This is a genomic window from Denitromonas iodatirespirans, assembly GCF_018524365.1.
GTDB classification, from domain to species: domain Bacteria; phylum Pseudomonadota; class Gammaproteobacteria; order Burkholderiales; family Rhodocyclaceae; genus Nitrogeniibacter; species Nitrogeniibacter iodatirespirans.
In genome coordinates this window covers 1-15,917 of the sequence record NZ_JAEKFT010000008.1, presented here as the reverse complement: position 1 = coordinate 15,917, position 15,917 = coordinate 1, and the positions used below count along the sequence as shown (strand labels likewise).

12 protein-coding genes are annotated in these 15,917 nt (G+C 65.8%); 5 read left to right on the top strand and 7 right to left on the bottom strand.

Features of this window, described 5'->3' with window-relative positions; genetic code table 11:
- Positions 1 to 27: 27 nt before the first annotated feature.
- The 3 genes from I8J34_RS09000 to I8J34_RS08990 form a co-directional block, all read right to left on the bottom strand.
- Positions 28 to 2,049, bottom strand: coding sequence for a methyl-accepting chemotaxis protein (locus I8J34_RS09000; protein WP_214361071.1), 2,022 nt, complete (start codon positions 2,047 to 2,049; stop codon positions 28 to 30).
- A gap of 310 nt (positions 2,050 to 2,359) precedes the next feature.
- Positions 2,360 to 2,704 carry a hypothetical protein gene (locus I8J34_RS08995; RefSeq protein WP_214361070.1) on the bottom strand — a complete coding sequence of 115 codons (345 nt, stop codon included), beginning with the start codon at positions 2,702 to 2,704 and terminating at the stop codon, positions 2,360 to 2,362.
- A gap of 3 nt (positions 2,705 to 2,707) precedes the next feature.
- The gene (locus I8J34_RS08990; protein ID WP_214361069.1) at positions 2,708 to 4,030 is read right to left on the bottom strand and encodes a sulfite oxidase; all 1,323 of its coding nucleotides are present in this window, start codon (positions 4,028 to 4,030) and stop codon (positions 2,708 to 2,710) included.
- Between the two features lie 328 nt (positions 4,031 to 4,358).
- Between I8J34_RS08990 and I8J34_RS08985 the strand changes: the two genes are divergently transcribed.
- Together I8J34_RS08985 and I8J34_RS08980 are read left to right on the top strand one after the other, a co-directional pair.
- Positions 4,359 to 7,694, top strand: coding sequence for a PAS domain S-box protein (locus I8J34_RS08985; protein ID WP_214361068.1), 3,336 nt, complete (start codon positions 4,359 to 4,361; stop codon positions 7,692 to 7,694).
- Positions 7,691 to 8,737, top strand: a complete 1,047-nt coding sequence (locus tag I8J34_RS08980; protein ID WP_214361067.1) for an HD-GYP domain-containing protein — start codon at positions 7,691 to 7,693, stop codon at positions 8,735 to 8,737. Before I8J34_RS08985 ends, I8J34_RS08980 begins: the two co-directional genes overlap by 4 nt.
- Before the next feature lie 6 nt (positions 8,738 to 8,743).
- On the opposite strand, the gene I8J34_RS08975 is transcribed toward I8J34_RS08980, so the two are convergent.
- Positions 8,744 to 9,475, bottom strand: coding sequence for an oxygen-binding di-iron domain-containing protein (locus tag I8J34_RS08975; RefSeq protein WP_214361066.1), 732 nt, complete (start codon positions 9,473 to 9,475; stop codon positions 8,744 to 8,746).
- Between the two features lie 101 nt (positions 9,476 to 9,576).
- Here I8J34_RS08975 and I8J34_RS08970 point away from each other — a divergent pair, with 101 nt between their 5' ends.
- The 3 genes from I8J34_RS08970 to I8J34_RS08960 all read left to right on the top strand — a co-directional run bounded on the left by I8J34_RS08970 (position 9,577) and on the right by I8J34_RS08960 (position 12,059).
- Positions 9,577 to 10,149 (top strand): RNA polymerase sigma factor, encoded by a 573-nt coding sequence (locus tag I8J34_RS08970; protein ID WP_214361065.1) that lies wholly within the window; start codon positions 9,577 to 9,579, stop codon positions 10,147 to 10,149.
- Positions 10,146 to 10,721 carry an anti-sigma factor gene (locus tag I8J34_RS08965; RefSeq protein ID WP_214361064.1) on the top strand — a complete coding sequence of 192 codons (576 nt, stop codon included), beginning with the start codon at positions 10,146 to 10,148 and terminating at the stop codon, positions 10,719 to 10,721. Before I8J34_RS08970 ends, I8J34_RS08965 begins: the two co-directional genes overlap by 4 nt.
- Positions 10,722 to 10,832: 111 nt before the next feature.
- Positions 10,833 to 12,059, top strand: coding sequence for a cation:proton antiporter (locus I8J34_RS08960; RefSeq protein WP_214361063.1), 1,227 nt, complete (start codon positions 10,833 to 10,835; stop codon positions 12,057 to 12,059).
- A gap of 210 nt (positions 12,060 to 12,269) precedes the next feature.
- Here I8J34_RS08960 and I8J34_RS08955 read toward each other — a convergent pair whose 3' ends face one another.
- The 3 genes from I8J34_RS08955 to I8J34_RS08945 are packed head-to-tail and all read right to left on the bottom strand — an operon-like array spanning position 12,270 to position 15,824.
- Entirely contained in the window at positions 12,270 to 13,889 is a 1,620-nt protein-coding gene (locus tag I8J34_RS08955; protein WP_214361062.1) for a type I restriction-modification system subunit M, read from the bottom strand.
- The gene (locus I8J34_RS08950) at positions 13,882 to 14,907 is read right to left on the bottom strand and encodes a virulence RhuM family protein (protein WP_214361061.1); all 1,026 of its coding nucleotides are present in this window, start codon (positions 14,905 to 14,907) and stop codon (positions 13,882 to 13,884) included. The genes I8J34_RS08955 and I8J34_RS08950 overlap by 8 nt, the downstream gene beginning before the upstream one ends.
- A complete protein-coding gene (locus tag I8J34_RS08945; protein WP_214361060.1) occupies positions 14,904 to 15,824 on the bottom strand; it encodes an AAA family ATPase in 921 nt (306 codons plus the stop codon). Before I8J34_RS08945 ends, I8J34_RS08950 begins: the two co-directional genes overlap by 4 nt.
- Positions 15,825 to 15,917 lie beyond the last annotated feature (93 nt).

Below are 15,917 nucleotides of genomic sequence, written 5' to 3'. Positions count from 1 at the left end.
CCGACTGGCGAGCGCCCAGCGGACACGTCAGACCTTGAAGCGCGCCACCTGTGTGTTCATGCTGCGCGCCATGGCATCGAGCAATTCGGCAGTGCGCGCCGCAGCACGCACGGCGGCGCTGTTCTGCTCGCTCATCTGCGCGATGGCCTCCACGTTCCGTGCGATGTCGTTGCTCGCCGCGCTTTGCTCGCGCAGTGCCGCCGAGATCTCCTCGACCGCAACCACCACCTGGCTCGCCCCGGCATCGATCTGCGCCATCGAGGTCCCCGCCTGCTTGGTCAGTGCCACGCCCGCCTGCACGCGGCCGACCCCCTCCTCCATGGTGCCCACGGCGCGAGTCGTGCCCTCCTGGATCGCACCGACCATGCCGGTGATCTCCCCGGTCGCCTTGGCCGTGCGCTCGGCGAGCTTGCGCACTTCGTCGGCCACCACCGCAAAGCCGCGGCCTTGCTCGCCCGCGCGGGCCGCCTCGATGGCAGCGTTCAGCGCCAGCAGGTTAGTCTGGTCGGCAATCTCGCGGATTTCGCTGACGATGGTCGATATCCGGCCCGAGCGCTCGCCGAGCGCGCCAATGACGTCGGCCACCTGGTTGACCGAGGCGGCGATGCGCTCCATCTCCTCGACCGAGCGATGCACCACCTCGGCCCCCTCGCGCGACAAGCGGCCCGAATCGGTACTCTGCGCCGAGGCCGACTGCGCATGCCGGTTGATCTCGTCGATGCTGACGGTCATCTCCTCGACCGCCGCCGCCATGCTCGACGCCGCCTCCGACTGGCGCTCCGAGCCGTCGGCCACCTGGCTGGCGTTGGCCGCCATCTCGCTGGCCGCATCGCTCAGCGAAGTCGAGGTGTCCTTCACCTGGCGGATGATCCCCGCCAGTTGCTCGGCCATGCCGTTGAACTGGCGCGCCACTTCCGACAGCTCGTCCCTGGCCGAGAAGACCACCCGCGCGGTGTAGTCACCGCCCGCCAGCTGCCCGGCGCCGACGTTCAGTTCGCGCACCGAACCGACGATGGCCAGGTACATGGCACCGAGCACATAGCCCACGAACAGGATCGCCGCCACGGCCACCATCATCTGGATCGTCAAAAAGCGCCGGTCTGCGTCGGCGCGGCTGCGCAGGGCATCGCGGGTGGCCGGCAAAATGGCCTGCGCATTGACCTCGTAGACGCGATCGATCGCCGCCGTGGCCAGCGAGAAGAACTCGCCCGGCTTCATCGCGAAGGCCTGCTCGATCAACTGGGCCTGCACCGCCTTGTCCACCACCGCCATGCGCCCGGCGATATCGTCGGACGCCTGGGCGAAGCGCTGCGTCAGCGCGGCATTGGCAGCGCCGGCACGGCGCAGCTTGTCATGCAGATTCGCCGACACCAGCTTGATCTGGCCTTGCAGGTCATACAGCCGCTTTTCGTCGTCGGCACTCAAGGCGCCCTTGGCCAGCACGCTCGCACCAAGCGCACGCATGCGGCCCAGGCGCTCGGTCATCTCGGGCAGCGGGCCGAGCAGTGCGGCGAGCATGTTCGAGGTATCGACCGCCGGGTCCATGGCAAGCCCCGCCGCGGCGCCGATGTCTCCCAGCATCCGCATCGTCTCCTCGATCATCTGCGTATGCTGCTTCACGTTGGCGACAATGTCGTTCGGCGTGCCGCCGCGCAGCGCCGGCCAGTGCGACTTGATCGACGCCCAGGCGCTGTCGAGCGCAAACGCCCGCCCCGGCCCGGCAATGGCCGAATCCACCGCCCCCATCGCCTGATCGAGCTCGCCGGCGAGCCGCTCACGCGTCGGCGCGATGCTGGCATCGCCGCCCAGCACCGCGGCCGACGCGCCGCGATGGCGCTGCATCAGCGCCAGCGCCTTGAGCGCATCCTCGAACACGGCCAGGCCGTGCACTTCGCGCTCGGCCATTTCCGCCCGCACATCGATCTGCACATACAGAGCGAAGAGCAAGCTGCACGCGACCAGCGCGGTGACCGCGCCGACCAGGAAAAACTTGGTGGTGTACCGCAGGCGGTTGAGAACGCCGATGGCCGGTGTGAAGAGGAGACGCATTTCCTGCTCCAGGAAAGTGAGGGCATGAGTGCGTTGTCGACGCCACGAGCCATTCCTGAAGCATTTTCTGACCGCCCCCGGCGCATGCCAAAACACGACTTTGACTGCGATCAAATCCGGAATCAGACGAAAGTCAGAGGCGCCCGAGCACGGCGCGACCACCGAAAACGCCCCCGCCATGCGGCTCTGCAACATCTACCGGCGAACGGCCACGGCTATGCGCTCGACTCTCCCTACCGCTTGTCGGCAAGTGGCCGGATTTTTTTGACCCGGGGCGTCGGGATCCGGGTTCGGGGGCGTGACCGACGGCCTACTGCGGCGGCATCAGCAGCGGCGACAACGGCTTGCGTCGGTAGTCTTTGCCGGGCGGGTAGTTGGTCGCCAGATAGGTCAGGATCCGGTCTTCCATCTCGGGCTCGAACTGCCACAAGCCCTGGGTGGCCTGCATCCAGCGGATGATGCCCTTCCAGGTGGCGCGCGAGCCGCGCTGCGCGATCACCAGTTTGGATGAATGGCAGGCCGTGCAGGTGGCCTTCACCTCCTCCCAGTTCTTGTCGATGACAAAGCCCGACTCAGGGTCGATCTCCCTGGCGCCCGCCGCCAGACTGAGGCACCCCAGCGCGACGAAGGCCGCGCGTCTCACGGTCGCGTTCATGGCTCATACCGCCTTCACCGCGATGCGATGACATGCGTTGTTGAGATAGCCGCGCGGGTTCCAGCCTGGCAACACCATGGGCTGGGAGCGTCCCTGGCTATCGACGGCCCGCGCCCAGACCTCGAAATAGCCTTTCTCGGGGAGGCGCAGCTCGGCCTGCCAGTGCTGCCAGGCGATCGGGTTGACCGGCCGTCTCAGCGTGGCCTTTTGCCAGGTCGCGCCGAAATCGATCGACACGAACACCTCCGCCACTTCCAGATCGCCCGCCCAGGCATGCCCGCGCACGGCGAGCACCTCGCCCTGGGGATGGGTGATCCCCGACTTCGGGAAGGTGACCAGCGATTTGACCGGCATCGACTCGATGATGCACATGTTCTCCTTGGGCACCTCGGTGCCCGGTGCGACCGGCGTGCACGGCACGCGGTAGGAATGCCCGGTCATCTTCGCGCCGTCATGCTCCTGGTTGCGGATGACGATCTTCTTCAGCCACTTGCCCGACACCGACCCCGGCCAGCCACCGGCCACCAGGCGCAGGGGGTGGCCGTTGAGCGCGGGGATGTCCTCGCCGTTCATGGCCCAGGCAATCAGCGTCTCGTCGCGCAGCGCCTTGGCCATCGGCACGCCGCGCGAGATCACCACCTTGGTCGGGTCGCCGCTCAGGTGCGTGTCGGCGCCGTAGTAGCCGACATACACCGCATCTTCCTTGATGCCACAGGCTTCGAGCACATCGCGCAGGCGCACGCCGGTAAAGGTCGGGCAGGCCACGGCACCGGTCGACCACTGGTTGCCGGTGGCCGGCGGGTTGAACTCCGCGCGGCCGTTGCCGCCGCACTCGATCTGCAGCTGATAGGTGCGGTGCGCGAAGCGCGCCTTGAGTTCGGCGATGGTGAAGTTCATCGGGGTCTGGCATGACTCGCCCGCCACCTCGAGCGTCCAGGTCGCCGGGTCGACCGAGGCCTCCACCGGCGGAATGCCGTTGTTGCGCACGAACATGCGGCTGGCCGGCGTCACCTCGTCGTCCAACAGGTGGGCCGGTGTCTCGGCATTGATGGGCCGGTCGTTGAGCACGCGCAGCCCCTCCCGCCCGGGAATCACGAAAGGCTCGGGCGATGCCGCCAGCGCCGCCGGAATCAGCCCGCCGGGCATCTTTTCCCAGAACGGAATGTGGGCGCCTACCGCAGCGCTCATCGCCAGCAAACCCGTCTTCTTGAGAAAACCTCGCCGGCTGGTCGGATCCACCTTGCGCCCCCAGACCAGCCAGTCCGCCTGTTGCGGATCCTGCGCATACAGCGCGTGGATCCCCCGCTCGAGCTGTTTGTCGTTCATTGCCGTGTCTCCCTGTCTTGTTGCCGGGCCTTCGGAGAGGGTTCTTTCAAGCTAGACCCGGCCTCTTGACGGGTCAACGAAGCCGGCCGCCCGGCGACACGGCCTTGAATGGCGCTGGCATTGCCGACGGAACACGCGGCACGGGCAACCGGCACCGCAGCCCGGTTTGTCAAAAACTGTCGTTTCGCCTTCAGCTTGGCCGATCGCGTCCGTAGTAGGAGAGGAGAACGGTTCATGAGAGCCGGCGCCGCGTGACTGCCCGGGGCGGACTTCCGCACCCGGCGCGACGACGGCCAATGCCCCCTAACAGAGAAGCAGTCGTCCACCTATGCTCGATCTCCGGCAGTTCTTCGCCCTCGACGCGGATCCCGCGTTGTTCCTCTACGGCAGCTACAGCCCGGGGTTGGTGGCACTCTCGGTGGTGGTCGCCGTTCTCGCCGCCATCAGCGCCTTGCATGCGGCCGGCCTGGCCCGCCACGCCACGAGTCGAAAACAGCGCGCCACCCTGATCGTCACCGGCGCGGTGGCGCTGGGCGGCGGCATCTGGTCCATGCATTTCATCGGCATGCTGGCCTTCGAGCTGTGCACGCCGGTGAGCTATTCGCGGCCGATCACCCTGCTGTCGATGTTGCCCGGGCTGGGCGCCTCGCTGGTGGCGCTCTCTCTCTTGTCGCGCCGCCACCTGAGCGGGCCCCAGCTCATCGAAGGCGGCGTGCTGATCGGCGCCGGCATCGGCACCATGCACTACAGCGGCATGGCGGCGATGGTGATGGCGCCGGCCCTGCGCTACGACCCGCTGTGGTTCGCCGGCTCGATCGTCGTCGCCGTCACGCTGGCGGTTCTCGCGCTGTGGCTACGCTTCCGACTGCGTCGCCTGCAGCGCCGTCTGTCGGCATGGGTCAGCATCGTCACCGGCGGCACCGTGCTCGGCCTGGCCGTCGCCGGCATGCACTACACCGGTATGGCGGCCGCGCGCTTCGTCGGCACCGCGGCGGACACCGCCAATGCCGACACCGACTTCGTGGCCGGCGCGGTGGCGCTCACCACCATCGGCCTGACGGTGCTCGTCGCGGTGGTCAACGGCATGCTGCGCTACCAGCAGCTGTACCACCAGATCGAGTCCAAGGAGGCGCGTCTCAAGGCCATTTTCGACACCGCGGTGGACGGCATGATCACCATCGACGGCAACGGTCTCATCCACGACTTCAACCAGGCCGCGGAAGCGCTCTTCGGCTGGACATCGGCGGAGGTCGTCGATCGCAACATCAGCATGCTGATGCCCGAGCCCCATCGCAGCCACCACGACCGCTACCTTGCCCACTACCTCACGACCGGCGACGCCCGCATCATCGGCGTCGGCCGCGAAGTCATGGCCCAGCGCCGCGACGGCTCGCTGGTGCCGATCCGGCTGGCCATCGGCCAGGCCGCGGTGCCGGGCGAACCGCTGTTCGTCGCCTTCGTCACCGACATCAGCCAGCGCAAGGCCATGGAACAGGCGCTGCGCGACAGCGAGGAGCAGCACCGCACGCTGTTGCGCAACATCCCCGGCCTGTCCTTCCGCCGCCTGCTGGACGAGGGCCGCGCCATGCTGTTCATGAGCGACGCGGTCCTCGGCCTGACCGGCTGGGACGCCGCCGAATTCGTCGAACGCGGCCGCCGCTTCTGCGAACTGGTCCACCCCGACGACCGCCCGACCTTGCGCGCGGCGATCGACGCGGCCACTCATGGCGGCGGCGACTACGCCATCGAATACCGCCTCAACCACCGCGACGGGCGCGTCCTGTGGATGTGGGAGAGCGGCTCGGTCATCTTCGACGCGGCCGGCGAGCCGGCCTGGGTCGACGGCGTGGTGTTCGACCTCAGCGAGCGCCACCGCATGGAGCAGGAGCTGCGCGAATCGCGCGATCGCGCCGAACTCGCCGCGGCCAGCAAGACCGCCTTCCTGGCCAACATGAGCCACGAGATCCGCACCCCGATGAACGCCATCATCGGCTTCACCGAACTGCTGCTCGACACCCGGCTCGACGCCTTCCAGCAACGTCACCTGGAAACCGTGCGGCGCTCCGCGCGCTCGCTGTTGGGCCTGCTCAACGACATCCTCGACACCGCCAAACTCGAACGCGGCGCGGTCGACATCGAAACCGTGGATTTCTCCCTGCGCGAGCTGGTGCACCAGGTGGCCGCCTCGCTGCGCCTCACCGCCGAGAGCAAGGGCCTGGCGCTCGACGTGAGCTATCCGCCGACGCTGGGCGACTACTTCAAGGGAGACCCGCTGCGCATCCTGCAGGTGCTCACCAACCTGGTCGGCAACGCCATCAAGTTCACCGAGCGCGGCGGCGTGCGCATCGAGGTCGGCGGCACCCCCGGCGCGCTGCGCATCGACGTGGTGGACACCGGCATCGGCATTGCGCCCGACCGCATCGCGCGCATCTTCGAACCCTTCGCACAAGCGGACGCTTCGACCAGCCGGCGCTTCGGCGGCACCGGCCTGGGCACCACCATCGCGCGCCAGTTGGCCGAACTGATGCACGGGCGCCTCGAGGTGGACAGCGAGGTCGGCGTCGGCAGCCGCTTCATGCTGCACCTGCCGCTGCCGGCCGGCGATGCCGTCGCGGCGGAGCAGGAGGCGCCCATCGTGCGCCTGCCGTCGATGACGATGCTGGTGGCCGACGACGTACCGCAGAACCTCGAACTGATGACGCTCGTGCTCGGCCGCGCCGGCCACCGTCTGGTCACCGCGGCCAACGGCGACGAAGCCTTTGCCGCCTTCCTTGCCGGGCGCTTCGACGTGGTGCTGATGGACGTACAGATGCCCCACACCGACGGCCTCGAAGCGACACGCCGCATTCGCGCCCACGAACGCCTGCACGCCCTGGCGGCCACGCCGATCGTCGCCCTCACCGCCAGCGTGCTCAACCAGGACCGTGTCGCCGCCCGCGAAGCCGGCATGGACGGCTTCGCCTCCAAACCGCTCGACATGTCGCGGCTGATGATGGAAATCGCCCGCGTCACCGGTCAAGCGCTGACCGACACCCGCCGGCACCTGCCGGCCTCCGTCGAGACGGACGGCAGCACGGTAGCCGACTGGCAGCGCGGCATCGCCCTGTGGGGCGACGCCGACGCCCTGTGCCGCGCGGTCCGGCGTTTCCTCGACAGCTTTGCCGGCAGCGCCGAACTGCTCGCCGGCCTCGCCACCGCCGGCGAGCACGAGGCCCTGTGCCAGCACGTTCACCGCCTGCGCGGCGCCGCCGCCAACCTGTGCCTTCCGGCGGTCAGCACCCTCGCCATGCGGATCGAAAGCGAGGCCGCCGCCGGCCGCGTCGACGCGCTGCCCACGCTGTGCAACGCGCTGAAAGACGCCCTCGACGCGGTCGCCGCCGAACTGGCGCAACACGGCCACCGGCCGGACGCCGCCGCGGCCACCACCCCGGCGGCGGGCGGCGAAGACATCCCGGCACTGGCGCGCGCCTTGCACGACACCCTGACCCACGGCGAATTCGACGACGCCGTGCTGGGCCGCCTGCTCGACAGCCTCAAGGCCGCCGGGCGCGGCACCGTGGCCAGCCGCATCGAAAAGGCCATCGACGAATTCGAATTCCCGGCAGCCCAAAGCGCGCTCGCTGCGCTCTACGACCCAACCGCGACCGAGAGCCCATCGCCATGACCCCACCGATCGATCGCAGCCCCCGGCTGCTGCTCGTCGACGACGAGCCGACCAATCTCCAGGTGCTGCGCCACATCCTGCAGCAGGACTACCGCCTGCTCTATGCCAAGGACGGCCATCGCGCGCTCGAACTGGCCGCCGGAGAGCGCCCCGACCTGATCCTGCTCGACGTCATGATGCCCGGCATCGACGGCATCGAGACCTGCCGCCAGCTCAAGGCCGCGCCCGCCACGGCCGGCATCCCGGTGATCTTCGTCACCGCCCTGGCCGACATCGAGAACGAAACCGAAGGCTTCGATGCCGGCGCGGTGGACTACATCACCAAACCGGTCAGCGCACCGATCGTGCGCGCCCGCGTGCGCACCCATCTGTCGCTGGTGCGGGTGGACGAGTTGGCCGACACCCGCCTGCAGATCGTCCAACGGCTCGGCCGCGCCGCCGAGTTCAAAGACAACGAAACCGGCCTGCATGTGATCCGCATGAGCCACTACGCACGCATCCTGGCGCTCGCCGCCGGCCTGTCCGAACGCGACGCCGACGACATTCTCAATGCCGCCCCGATGCACGACGTGGGCAAGATCGGCATCCCCGACGCCATCCTGCGCAAGGAGGGGCCCCTCGACGACGACGAATGGCGCGTCATGCGCAGCCACTGCGAGATCGGCGCTCAGATCATCGGCGATCACAACTCGGGCTTGCTCGCCATGGCACGGCGCATCGCCCTCACCCATCACGAAAAGTGGGACGGCAGCGGCTACCCCGCCGGCCTCGTCGGCGATGCGATTCCCATCGAGGGCCGCATCGTGGCCATCGCCGACGTGTTCGACGCCCTCACCAGCGAGCGCCCCTACAAGGCCGCGTGGCCGGTCGACAAGGCGCTCGACGCGCTGCGAAACGGCGCCGGCAAACACTTCGACCCCGCGCTGATCGACCACTTCATCGCCCACCTGCCGGCGATCCTGGAGATCAAGGCGCGCTGGGCCGAACACCCGGACGACGCAGGAGCACCCGCCCCCGCCCCCACATCGCCCGCCTTTTCCTAGGGCCTGCTACGCCACGGGCGCCACAGCCGCCGCCAGCGCGCGCAGGAGCGCCCCGCCGTCGCCCTGCCAAGCACTGCCGTGCATGCAGGCCAGCGTCCCGGGTGCCTCGTCGGCCAGCCGGTGCAACATGGCAGCGGTGCCGGGCGCGTGGGCGAAGTAGTCCAGCGGCTGTCGAAAGGCTTCGCTCGGGGCCAGGATGTCGGCCTCGGTCAGCGCCACCTCGCCGCCGCCGGGCTGGGTGAACAGGTCGCCGCAAAAGAAGGTGCGCGAGGTCTCCTCCATCATCAGCCCGCAATCCCAGCCATGCGGCATGTGCGGCGTGTCGAACCAGCGGATCGCGCGGCGCCCCAGCGACAGCAGCTCGCCGTCTACCATCGCCTGCGGTGCGCGATCGGCCAGATCGTTCATCGACACCATGGCCGCGATCTGGCTGCACAGCGGCACCGCCTGCGGGGCCGCCGCGAGAAACGCGTTCATGCCCCCGCATTCGTCGGACTCCACATGCGACAGCCCGACATAGCGGAGCCCTTCGAGCGGCATCACATGGCCGATGGCCTCGCTGACCAGCGGGAACAACTTGCGTGGCCCGGTGTGGAAGAGCAGCGGTGCGTCGTCCACGATCAAGTACTGGTTGAAACTGAACCGGGCGCCGTCCGGCAGGTGGATCGGCGTGTTGATGCGGTAGATGCCGTCGGCGATCTCGACGACGTTGGTGCCGGATTGGGGATTGGTTACCATGATGTACGCTCCTGTGGGGAAAAACGGCAGGATGTGTTGCCTCCGGGCAGATCGTTACAGTCTTTTTTGCAGGCGATGCATAGCGCCTCCGCGTCATGGACATGGCAGATCTCGATCTCGACGGCCCCGAAGCCCGGCTGGCCCGCTGCATCGCCGATGCGCCGGCCGGCGAGGCGACGGAGGCCGAGGGTCAGCTGTATCGCCTGCTGGCCCCGCGTGCGCGCCGCTACGGGCTGCGCCACCTGCGCGACGAACATGCCGCGGCCGACCTCATGCAGCATGTGCTTACCCTGACCATCGAACAACTGCGCAGCGGCGCATTGCGCGAACCGGCGCGCGTCGTCTCCTTCGTGCTCGGCGCGTGCCGCATGACGGTGCTGGAGATGCGCCGCAGCGGGCAGCGTCGCGACGCCTTGCTGGGGCGCTACGGCGACAGCCTGTCGATCGCCGACATTGCCGAGCCGCCGCGACTCGACCACGACCGCATGGCCGACTGCCTGCAGCGCCTGCCCGAGCGTGAGCGCTCCGTGCTGGTGATGAGCTTCTACGAGGACCGCTCTGCGGACGACGTGGCGGACATGCTCGGCCTGCGCCCAGGTAACGTGCGCGTCATCCGCCACCGGGGCATCGCCAAGCTGCGTACCTGTCTCGAATCCGGAGGCCGGCGATCATGAGCACTCCCACTTCCCGCAACCACCCCGCCTTCACCGATCTGCTGGACTACTGGTTCGGCGACACCGACGACGCCACCACCGAGCGGATCGATGCGCATCTGTTCGCCTGCGACGCCTGCGGCGCACAGATCGACCGCCTCGCAGGCATGGCCCGCGCCCTGCGCGACGCGTTCGCCGCCGGGCAACTGAGCGCCGTCGTCAGCCCCGACTTTGTCGAACGGCTGGTCGAACAGGGGCTACGGGTGCGCGAATACCGGGTTCAGCGCAACGGGAGCGTCAACTGCTCGGTGGGTGCCGACGACGACGTGGTGGTCGGGCGCCTCCAGCTGCCGCTCGACGGCGTGCAGCGGCTCGATGTGGCCAGCGATCTCTCGCTGGGCGGCGACACCCACTGGCTGCGCGACATCCCGTTCGATGCCAGCCGCGGCGAGATCGTACTCATGGCCCGCATCGCCGAACTACGCGGCCGGCCGGCCCACGAGATGCACGTGCGCGTGCTGTCGGTCGATGCGCAGCAAGCGCACGAGATCGGCCGATTTACCTTCCGGCATACGCCAGCGGCCACGTCCTGAGCGCCTTCTCCCGCACCGGTTCACGGCCTGAAAACGTTACATCTTTGCCGCCCCATCGGCGCCCGGCGGCCGTGATAAGCTCATCGCCCCCTGTGTCGGCAGGTGCCCATCGTGTCGCTGCTTTCCAGCCTTCTCGTCCTCATCGTCGCGGCGCGGCTGCTCGGGCGCCTGTTCGCCCGCTACAAGCAACCCGAGATGATCGGCGAGATCCTCGCCGGCATCCTGCTCGGGCCGGCCCTGCTCGATCTCATCGCCCCCAATGCCGCGCTGTCGGGCGTCACCGAGCTGGCGATCTTCCTGATCATCCTCAATGCCGGGCTGGAGATCCGCTTTGCCGACATCCTCGACGCCATGCGCGGGCGGGGGCTGCTGCTGGCCGTGCTCAGCTTCCTGATCCCCTTCATCGGCGGGGCCGCCGTGGCCGCCGCCTACGAACAGGACATGATGCGCATGATCTTCCTCGGGCTATGCATCTCCATCACCGCGCTGCCGGTGGCGGTCAAGCTGCTCGAGGGCCTGGGCATCCTGCATACCCGGGTGGCCAAATACGCCCTGGCCACCGCCGTGGCCAACGACGTGGCCGCGCTGTTCATCCTCGGCATCGTGCTCAACATGCCGCAGAACCTGAACCTCGCCGATGCCGCCGGCGCGGTCGGCCTGGCAACGCTCAAGCTCGGCGCGCTGGCCCTCGTAGTGCTGGCCATGAACGCGCTGCTCACCTGGCTCGAAACGCGCAACGTCAGCGTCCACGCCGTGCCCGAAACCCTGATCCGCATCTTCGGGCCCGAGGCGCTGTTCGGCATCGTGATCATCTTCGTGCTGATCTTCGGCACCATCAGCGAGGCGCTCGGCTTCCACTTCGTGATCGGCGCCTTCTTCGGCGCCCTGTTTCTCGACAAGCGCCACTTCCTCGCCTCGCGCTACGAAGACCTGCGCGCCACCCTGGCCTCCATCACCAGCGGCTTCCTGGCGCCGATCTTCTTCGCCTACCTCGGCCTGGAATTCCACCCGGAGGCCTTCAGCGAGTTCGGCTTCCCCGCCGTCGTCATCCTCGCCTCCATCCTCACCAAGCTGTTCGCCGGCTGGCTGGGCGGGCGCATTGTCGGCATGGCCAACCGCGAAGCCATCGGCCTGGGCTGCGTGCTCAACGGCCGCGGCGTGATGGAACTGGTCGTCGCCGGCATCGCCTTCCAGAAAGGCTTCATCGGCACGACCATGTTCTCCACCCTGGTGCTGATGGGGATCCTCACCACCTTCCTGACCCCGATCCTGTTCAAGCTGGCCTTCCGGGGCGATCGGCTCGCCCGCTATCGCGACGGGCAAGTGGATTCGCAGTAGCGCCTCCGGTGTCGGATGCCTCGAGAGATGAGGTGAGGCTTCAATAGTGGTGCGGCCTGTCTCGACGTCTTTGACATGGCCCCGTTGATTCTTGCCGTCAGCTTTTTCAGCGTCTTCTCAATGGCGACGGACTTGCCGGCCAGTTCGGTCGCGCCCTCGTTGGCGTACCGGAAGAGTTTGATGTCGCTCATGGGGTCGGTCCCGAATGGGTCAAGGCAATGGCGGCAGGCCAAGTTCCCGCAAGAACGCGTTGTGCTTGTCTTTTGCCTTAACGATGTCTTTCTCGATATCCACCAGTTGCCGGTGGACGTCCGCCAAGTCAATCTCCTCCTCCGCGACCGCCGTGCTCACATACCGCGAGATGTTCAGGTTGAAATCGTTTTTCTCGATTTCCTCCATGCTCACGCGCCGCGCGTAGCGGGCTTCTTCTTTGCGGAATTGGTAGGTGTCGATGATCTTGCCGATGTGTGTTTCCGTGAGCTGGTTCTGGCGTTTGCCTTTTTCGAAGAGCTCCGCCGCATTGATGAAGAGCACGTCATTCGGCTTCTTGCACTTCTTCAGCACGAGGATGCAGACCGGGATGCCCGTCGAGTAAAACAGGTTCGCCGGCAGTCCGATCACCGTATCGATATGGCCGTCCTTCAGAAGCTTTTGACGGATACGCGCCTCTGCGCCGCCGCGGAACAGTACCCCATGCGGCAGGATGATGGCCATCACGCCGTCGTCTTTGAGGTAGTGCAGCCCGTGCAGCAGGAAGGCGAAGTCCGCCGCGCTCTTCGGGGCCACGCCATGATTCTTGAAGCGCATGTCTTCGCTCATGGTGTCGCCCAGGTCCCAGCGATAGCTGAACGGCGGATTGGCCACCACCGCATCGAACTGTGGCTTCTTCGCCGGGTTGGTCTCGCGCAGGAAGTCCCAGCTGTTGGCGAGCGTATCGCCGTGGTAGATCTCGAACTCGGTGTCCTTCACCCCATGCAGCAGCATGTTCATGCGCGCCAGGTTGTAGGTGGTGACGTTGTATTCCTGCCCGTAGATCTTGCCGATGCTGCCGCCCGCCTCCTTCATGCGATGCCTGATATTCAGCAGCAAGGAGCCCGAGCCACAGGCGAAGTCGAACACGCTTTCCAGCTTCTTGCGTGGCCCTTCCTCCGGCGCATGACCGTCGAGCGTGACGATGGCGGACAGGATGTCGGAAATCCGCTGCGGCGTGTAGAACTCGCCCGCCTTCTTGCCCGAACCCGCCGCGAACTGCCCGATCAGGTACTCGTAGGCATCGCCCAGCGTATCGGTGTCGGTCGAGAACAACGCCATGCCGCGCGCCAGCTCCGAAATGATCGAGCACAGCTTGGCATTGCGATCCTCGTACTTGCGCCCGAGTTTGTCCGAGGCAAGGTTGATTTCCGAAAACAAGCCTTGGAAATTGCTCTGGAAGGATTCTTCCTCGATGTACCTGAAGCCCTGCTGCAGCGTGCCGAGCAACTTGTCGCTTTGCGTTTTTGCGAGGTGGGCGATGCTGCCCCACAGGTAGGGCGGCTCGATCACGTAGTGCACCTTGCGGCGCATCTGCTTCTCGAAATCGACAACATCGGCGGCATTGTCGGCATACCAAACCGATAGAGGCGTCTTTCCACCATTGCCGATCGCATTGGCGTCGGGGTAGTCCGCCCCCAGCTCCCTCTTCGCCGCCTGCTCATAGTTGTCCGAGAGGTAGCGCAGAAACAGGAAGGACAGCATGTAATCGCGGAAGTCGTCGGCATTCATCGACCCGCGCAATTGGTCCGCGATGTTCCAGAGCGTCTTGCCGAGTTGTTTTTGATCGTTTTCAGTCATGCGAATGGGGCTTTCCGGGGCGTTTCTTGAGTGTGTCTTCCAGGGCTTTCAATTCGGCGTCATCCTGCGCGTCGGCCTCGCGGGCCTCTTCCTTTTTGCGGCGCTGGTCAAAATCCAGATACAGCGCGCTCGTGCTGCGTTCCATCTGCGCATGGCTGATCTTGCCCGCATGGGTGAGCACCGGAAAGCCGTTGCTGCCGATGATCTGGTCCACATTCTGGCGCCAGAAACTCATGTGGATTTCCTCGCGGCGCTTGGTGCGCAGCTCGGCGGTTTCGAGAAAGATCACCACCAGGCGGTTCAGGGTGTCGATCTCGTCTTCGGTGAGGTAATTCTTGGCGATCAGGATGTCCTGCTTGCGCACCTTGGTGCCCTGCCAATGCAGCAGGCCGAAGTGGCGGTCATCCGGGTTGGCGCGGGCCATGATCAGCTCCGCGGCCGTTTGCTCGGTCACAGCGTAAAGCAACAGGTTCTGCACCGTGGCGAAAAAGGTCTGCGTCGCCTGGTCGGTCTTATCGTAATCGACGCTCAAAGCGAACAGGTCACGCACCTTCTGGTAGAAGCGCTTCTCCGAGGCGCGGATATCGCGGATGCGCGCCAGCATCTCGTCGAAGTAATCCGGGCGGCCATCCGGGTTCTTCAGGCGTTCGTCGTCCATGACGAAGCCCTTGAGCAGGTACTCCTTGAGCACCGTACTGGCCCAGCGGCGGAACTGCACCCCACGCGGCGAGCGCACCCGGTAGCCCACGGCCAGGATGGCGTCGAGGTTGTAGAGCGCGACGGTGCGCCGCACCTCCCGAGCCCCCTCGGTTTGAACTGTCAAGGATTCCTTGACAGTTGCTGCCGGGTCGAGCTCCCCGTCCTGAAAGATGTTCCGCAGGTGCAGCGAGATGTTCTGCTTGGTGGCGTCGAATAGCTCGGCCATCTCCAATTGCGTCAGCCAGACCGTCTGCTGCTCGGCCCGCAGCTTGATCTGGCTGCGCCCGTCTTCGGTGGTGTAGAGAATCAATTCGCTCATGTTGCCCCTCCGAAGAGTGCCGGGCTGAAGGGGTGGGTTCTGACGAATTGCCGCAGCGCCCTGCCGAGATGCTCCTTGTTCTCCGGCAGCATTTCCCGCGGCTCATATAGCGAATAGTCGCCGTGGCTCATCAGGTCGATCACCCGCTTATAGCCGGTTTGGTTGGGGTCCTCCGCTTCTGGAGCAGGCTTAATGCATTCCTCCCACTTGGCATAGCCGAAGAAGCAGGCTGTCTGCTCCATCACCCGGCGCAACATGTTGAAGTGATGCGTGTACAGCGCACCAGACTGCATGGCCTGATGCAATTCAAGCAGCGACGACAGGTGATAGAGAAATGGAGTGCTATCGGTTTCCTGAACAGTAAAACCGCGCCCGCGCCGCTCTCGCGTCAAAAAATATTTTCTCGATTTGCTGATTTCATTGCACAGCACGTTGAAGAACAGCACATGGTGGGTCGAAACAACTACTCGCAAATCTCGCGGTGGATCCTTCAGCATCTGCGCAAGATGATGTGCAACCATCACGATGTTGCCCTCGTCTAGTGAAGACATCGGATCATCAATGTAGATGTAGCGCACCCACTTGTATGCCTCAGCTTGGTCCAACACTAGTTGAACGATGGCCAAGAAGAAGCACCAAATAAAAATGCTCTCTTCGCCTCGAGATGCCTTAATCGGAATGGGGTCGCCGTCTTTGTCTCGTTCTCGGAAGAACAATACCGCCGGCGGCAACTTAGTCTCGGTATTGTCGGAGCGATCCTGCTTGCGGCGGTCGTAGTCGATGTAGAAGCTGAAATCGGCATAGCGCTCCAAGAACTTGCCAATCTTGACCTCCATTTCAAGATCACGAAGACCATTGAAGAACTTCGAGCCAGTATTGAGTTCGGAGCAAGTCAAGATAGTTGTCGCCTGATTCATGCAACTAACGTGTGTATGTCTTCAGCATGAAGTGTCGCATTGACGACAGCGTCTCGCTCTGGATTGAGCGTCACGAGGCCGATATGCGACCAA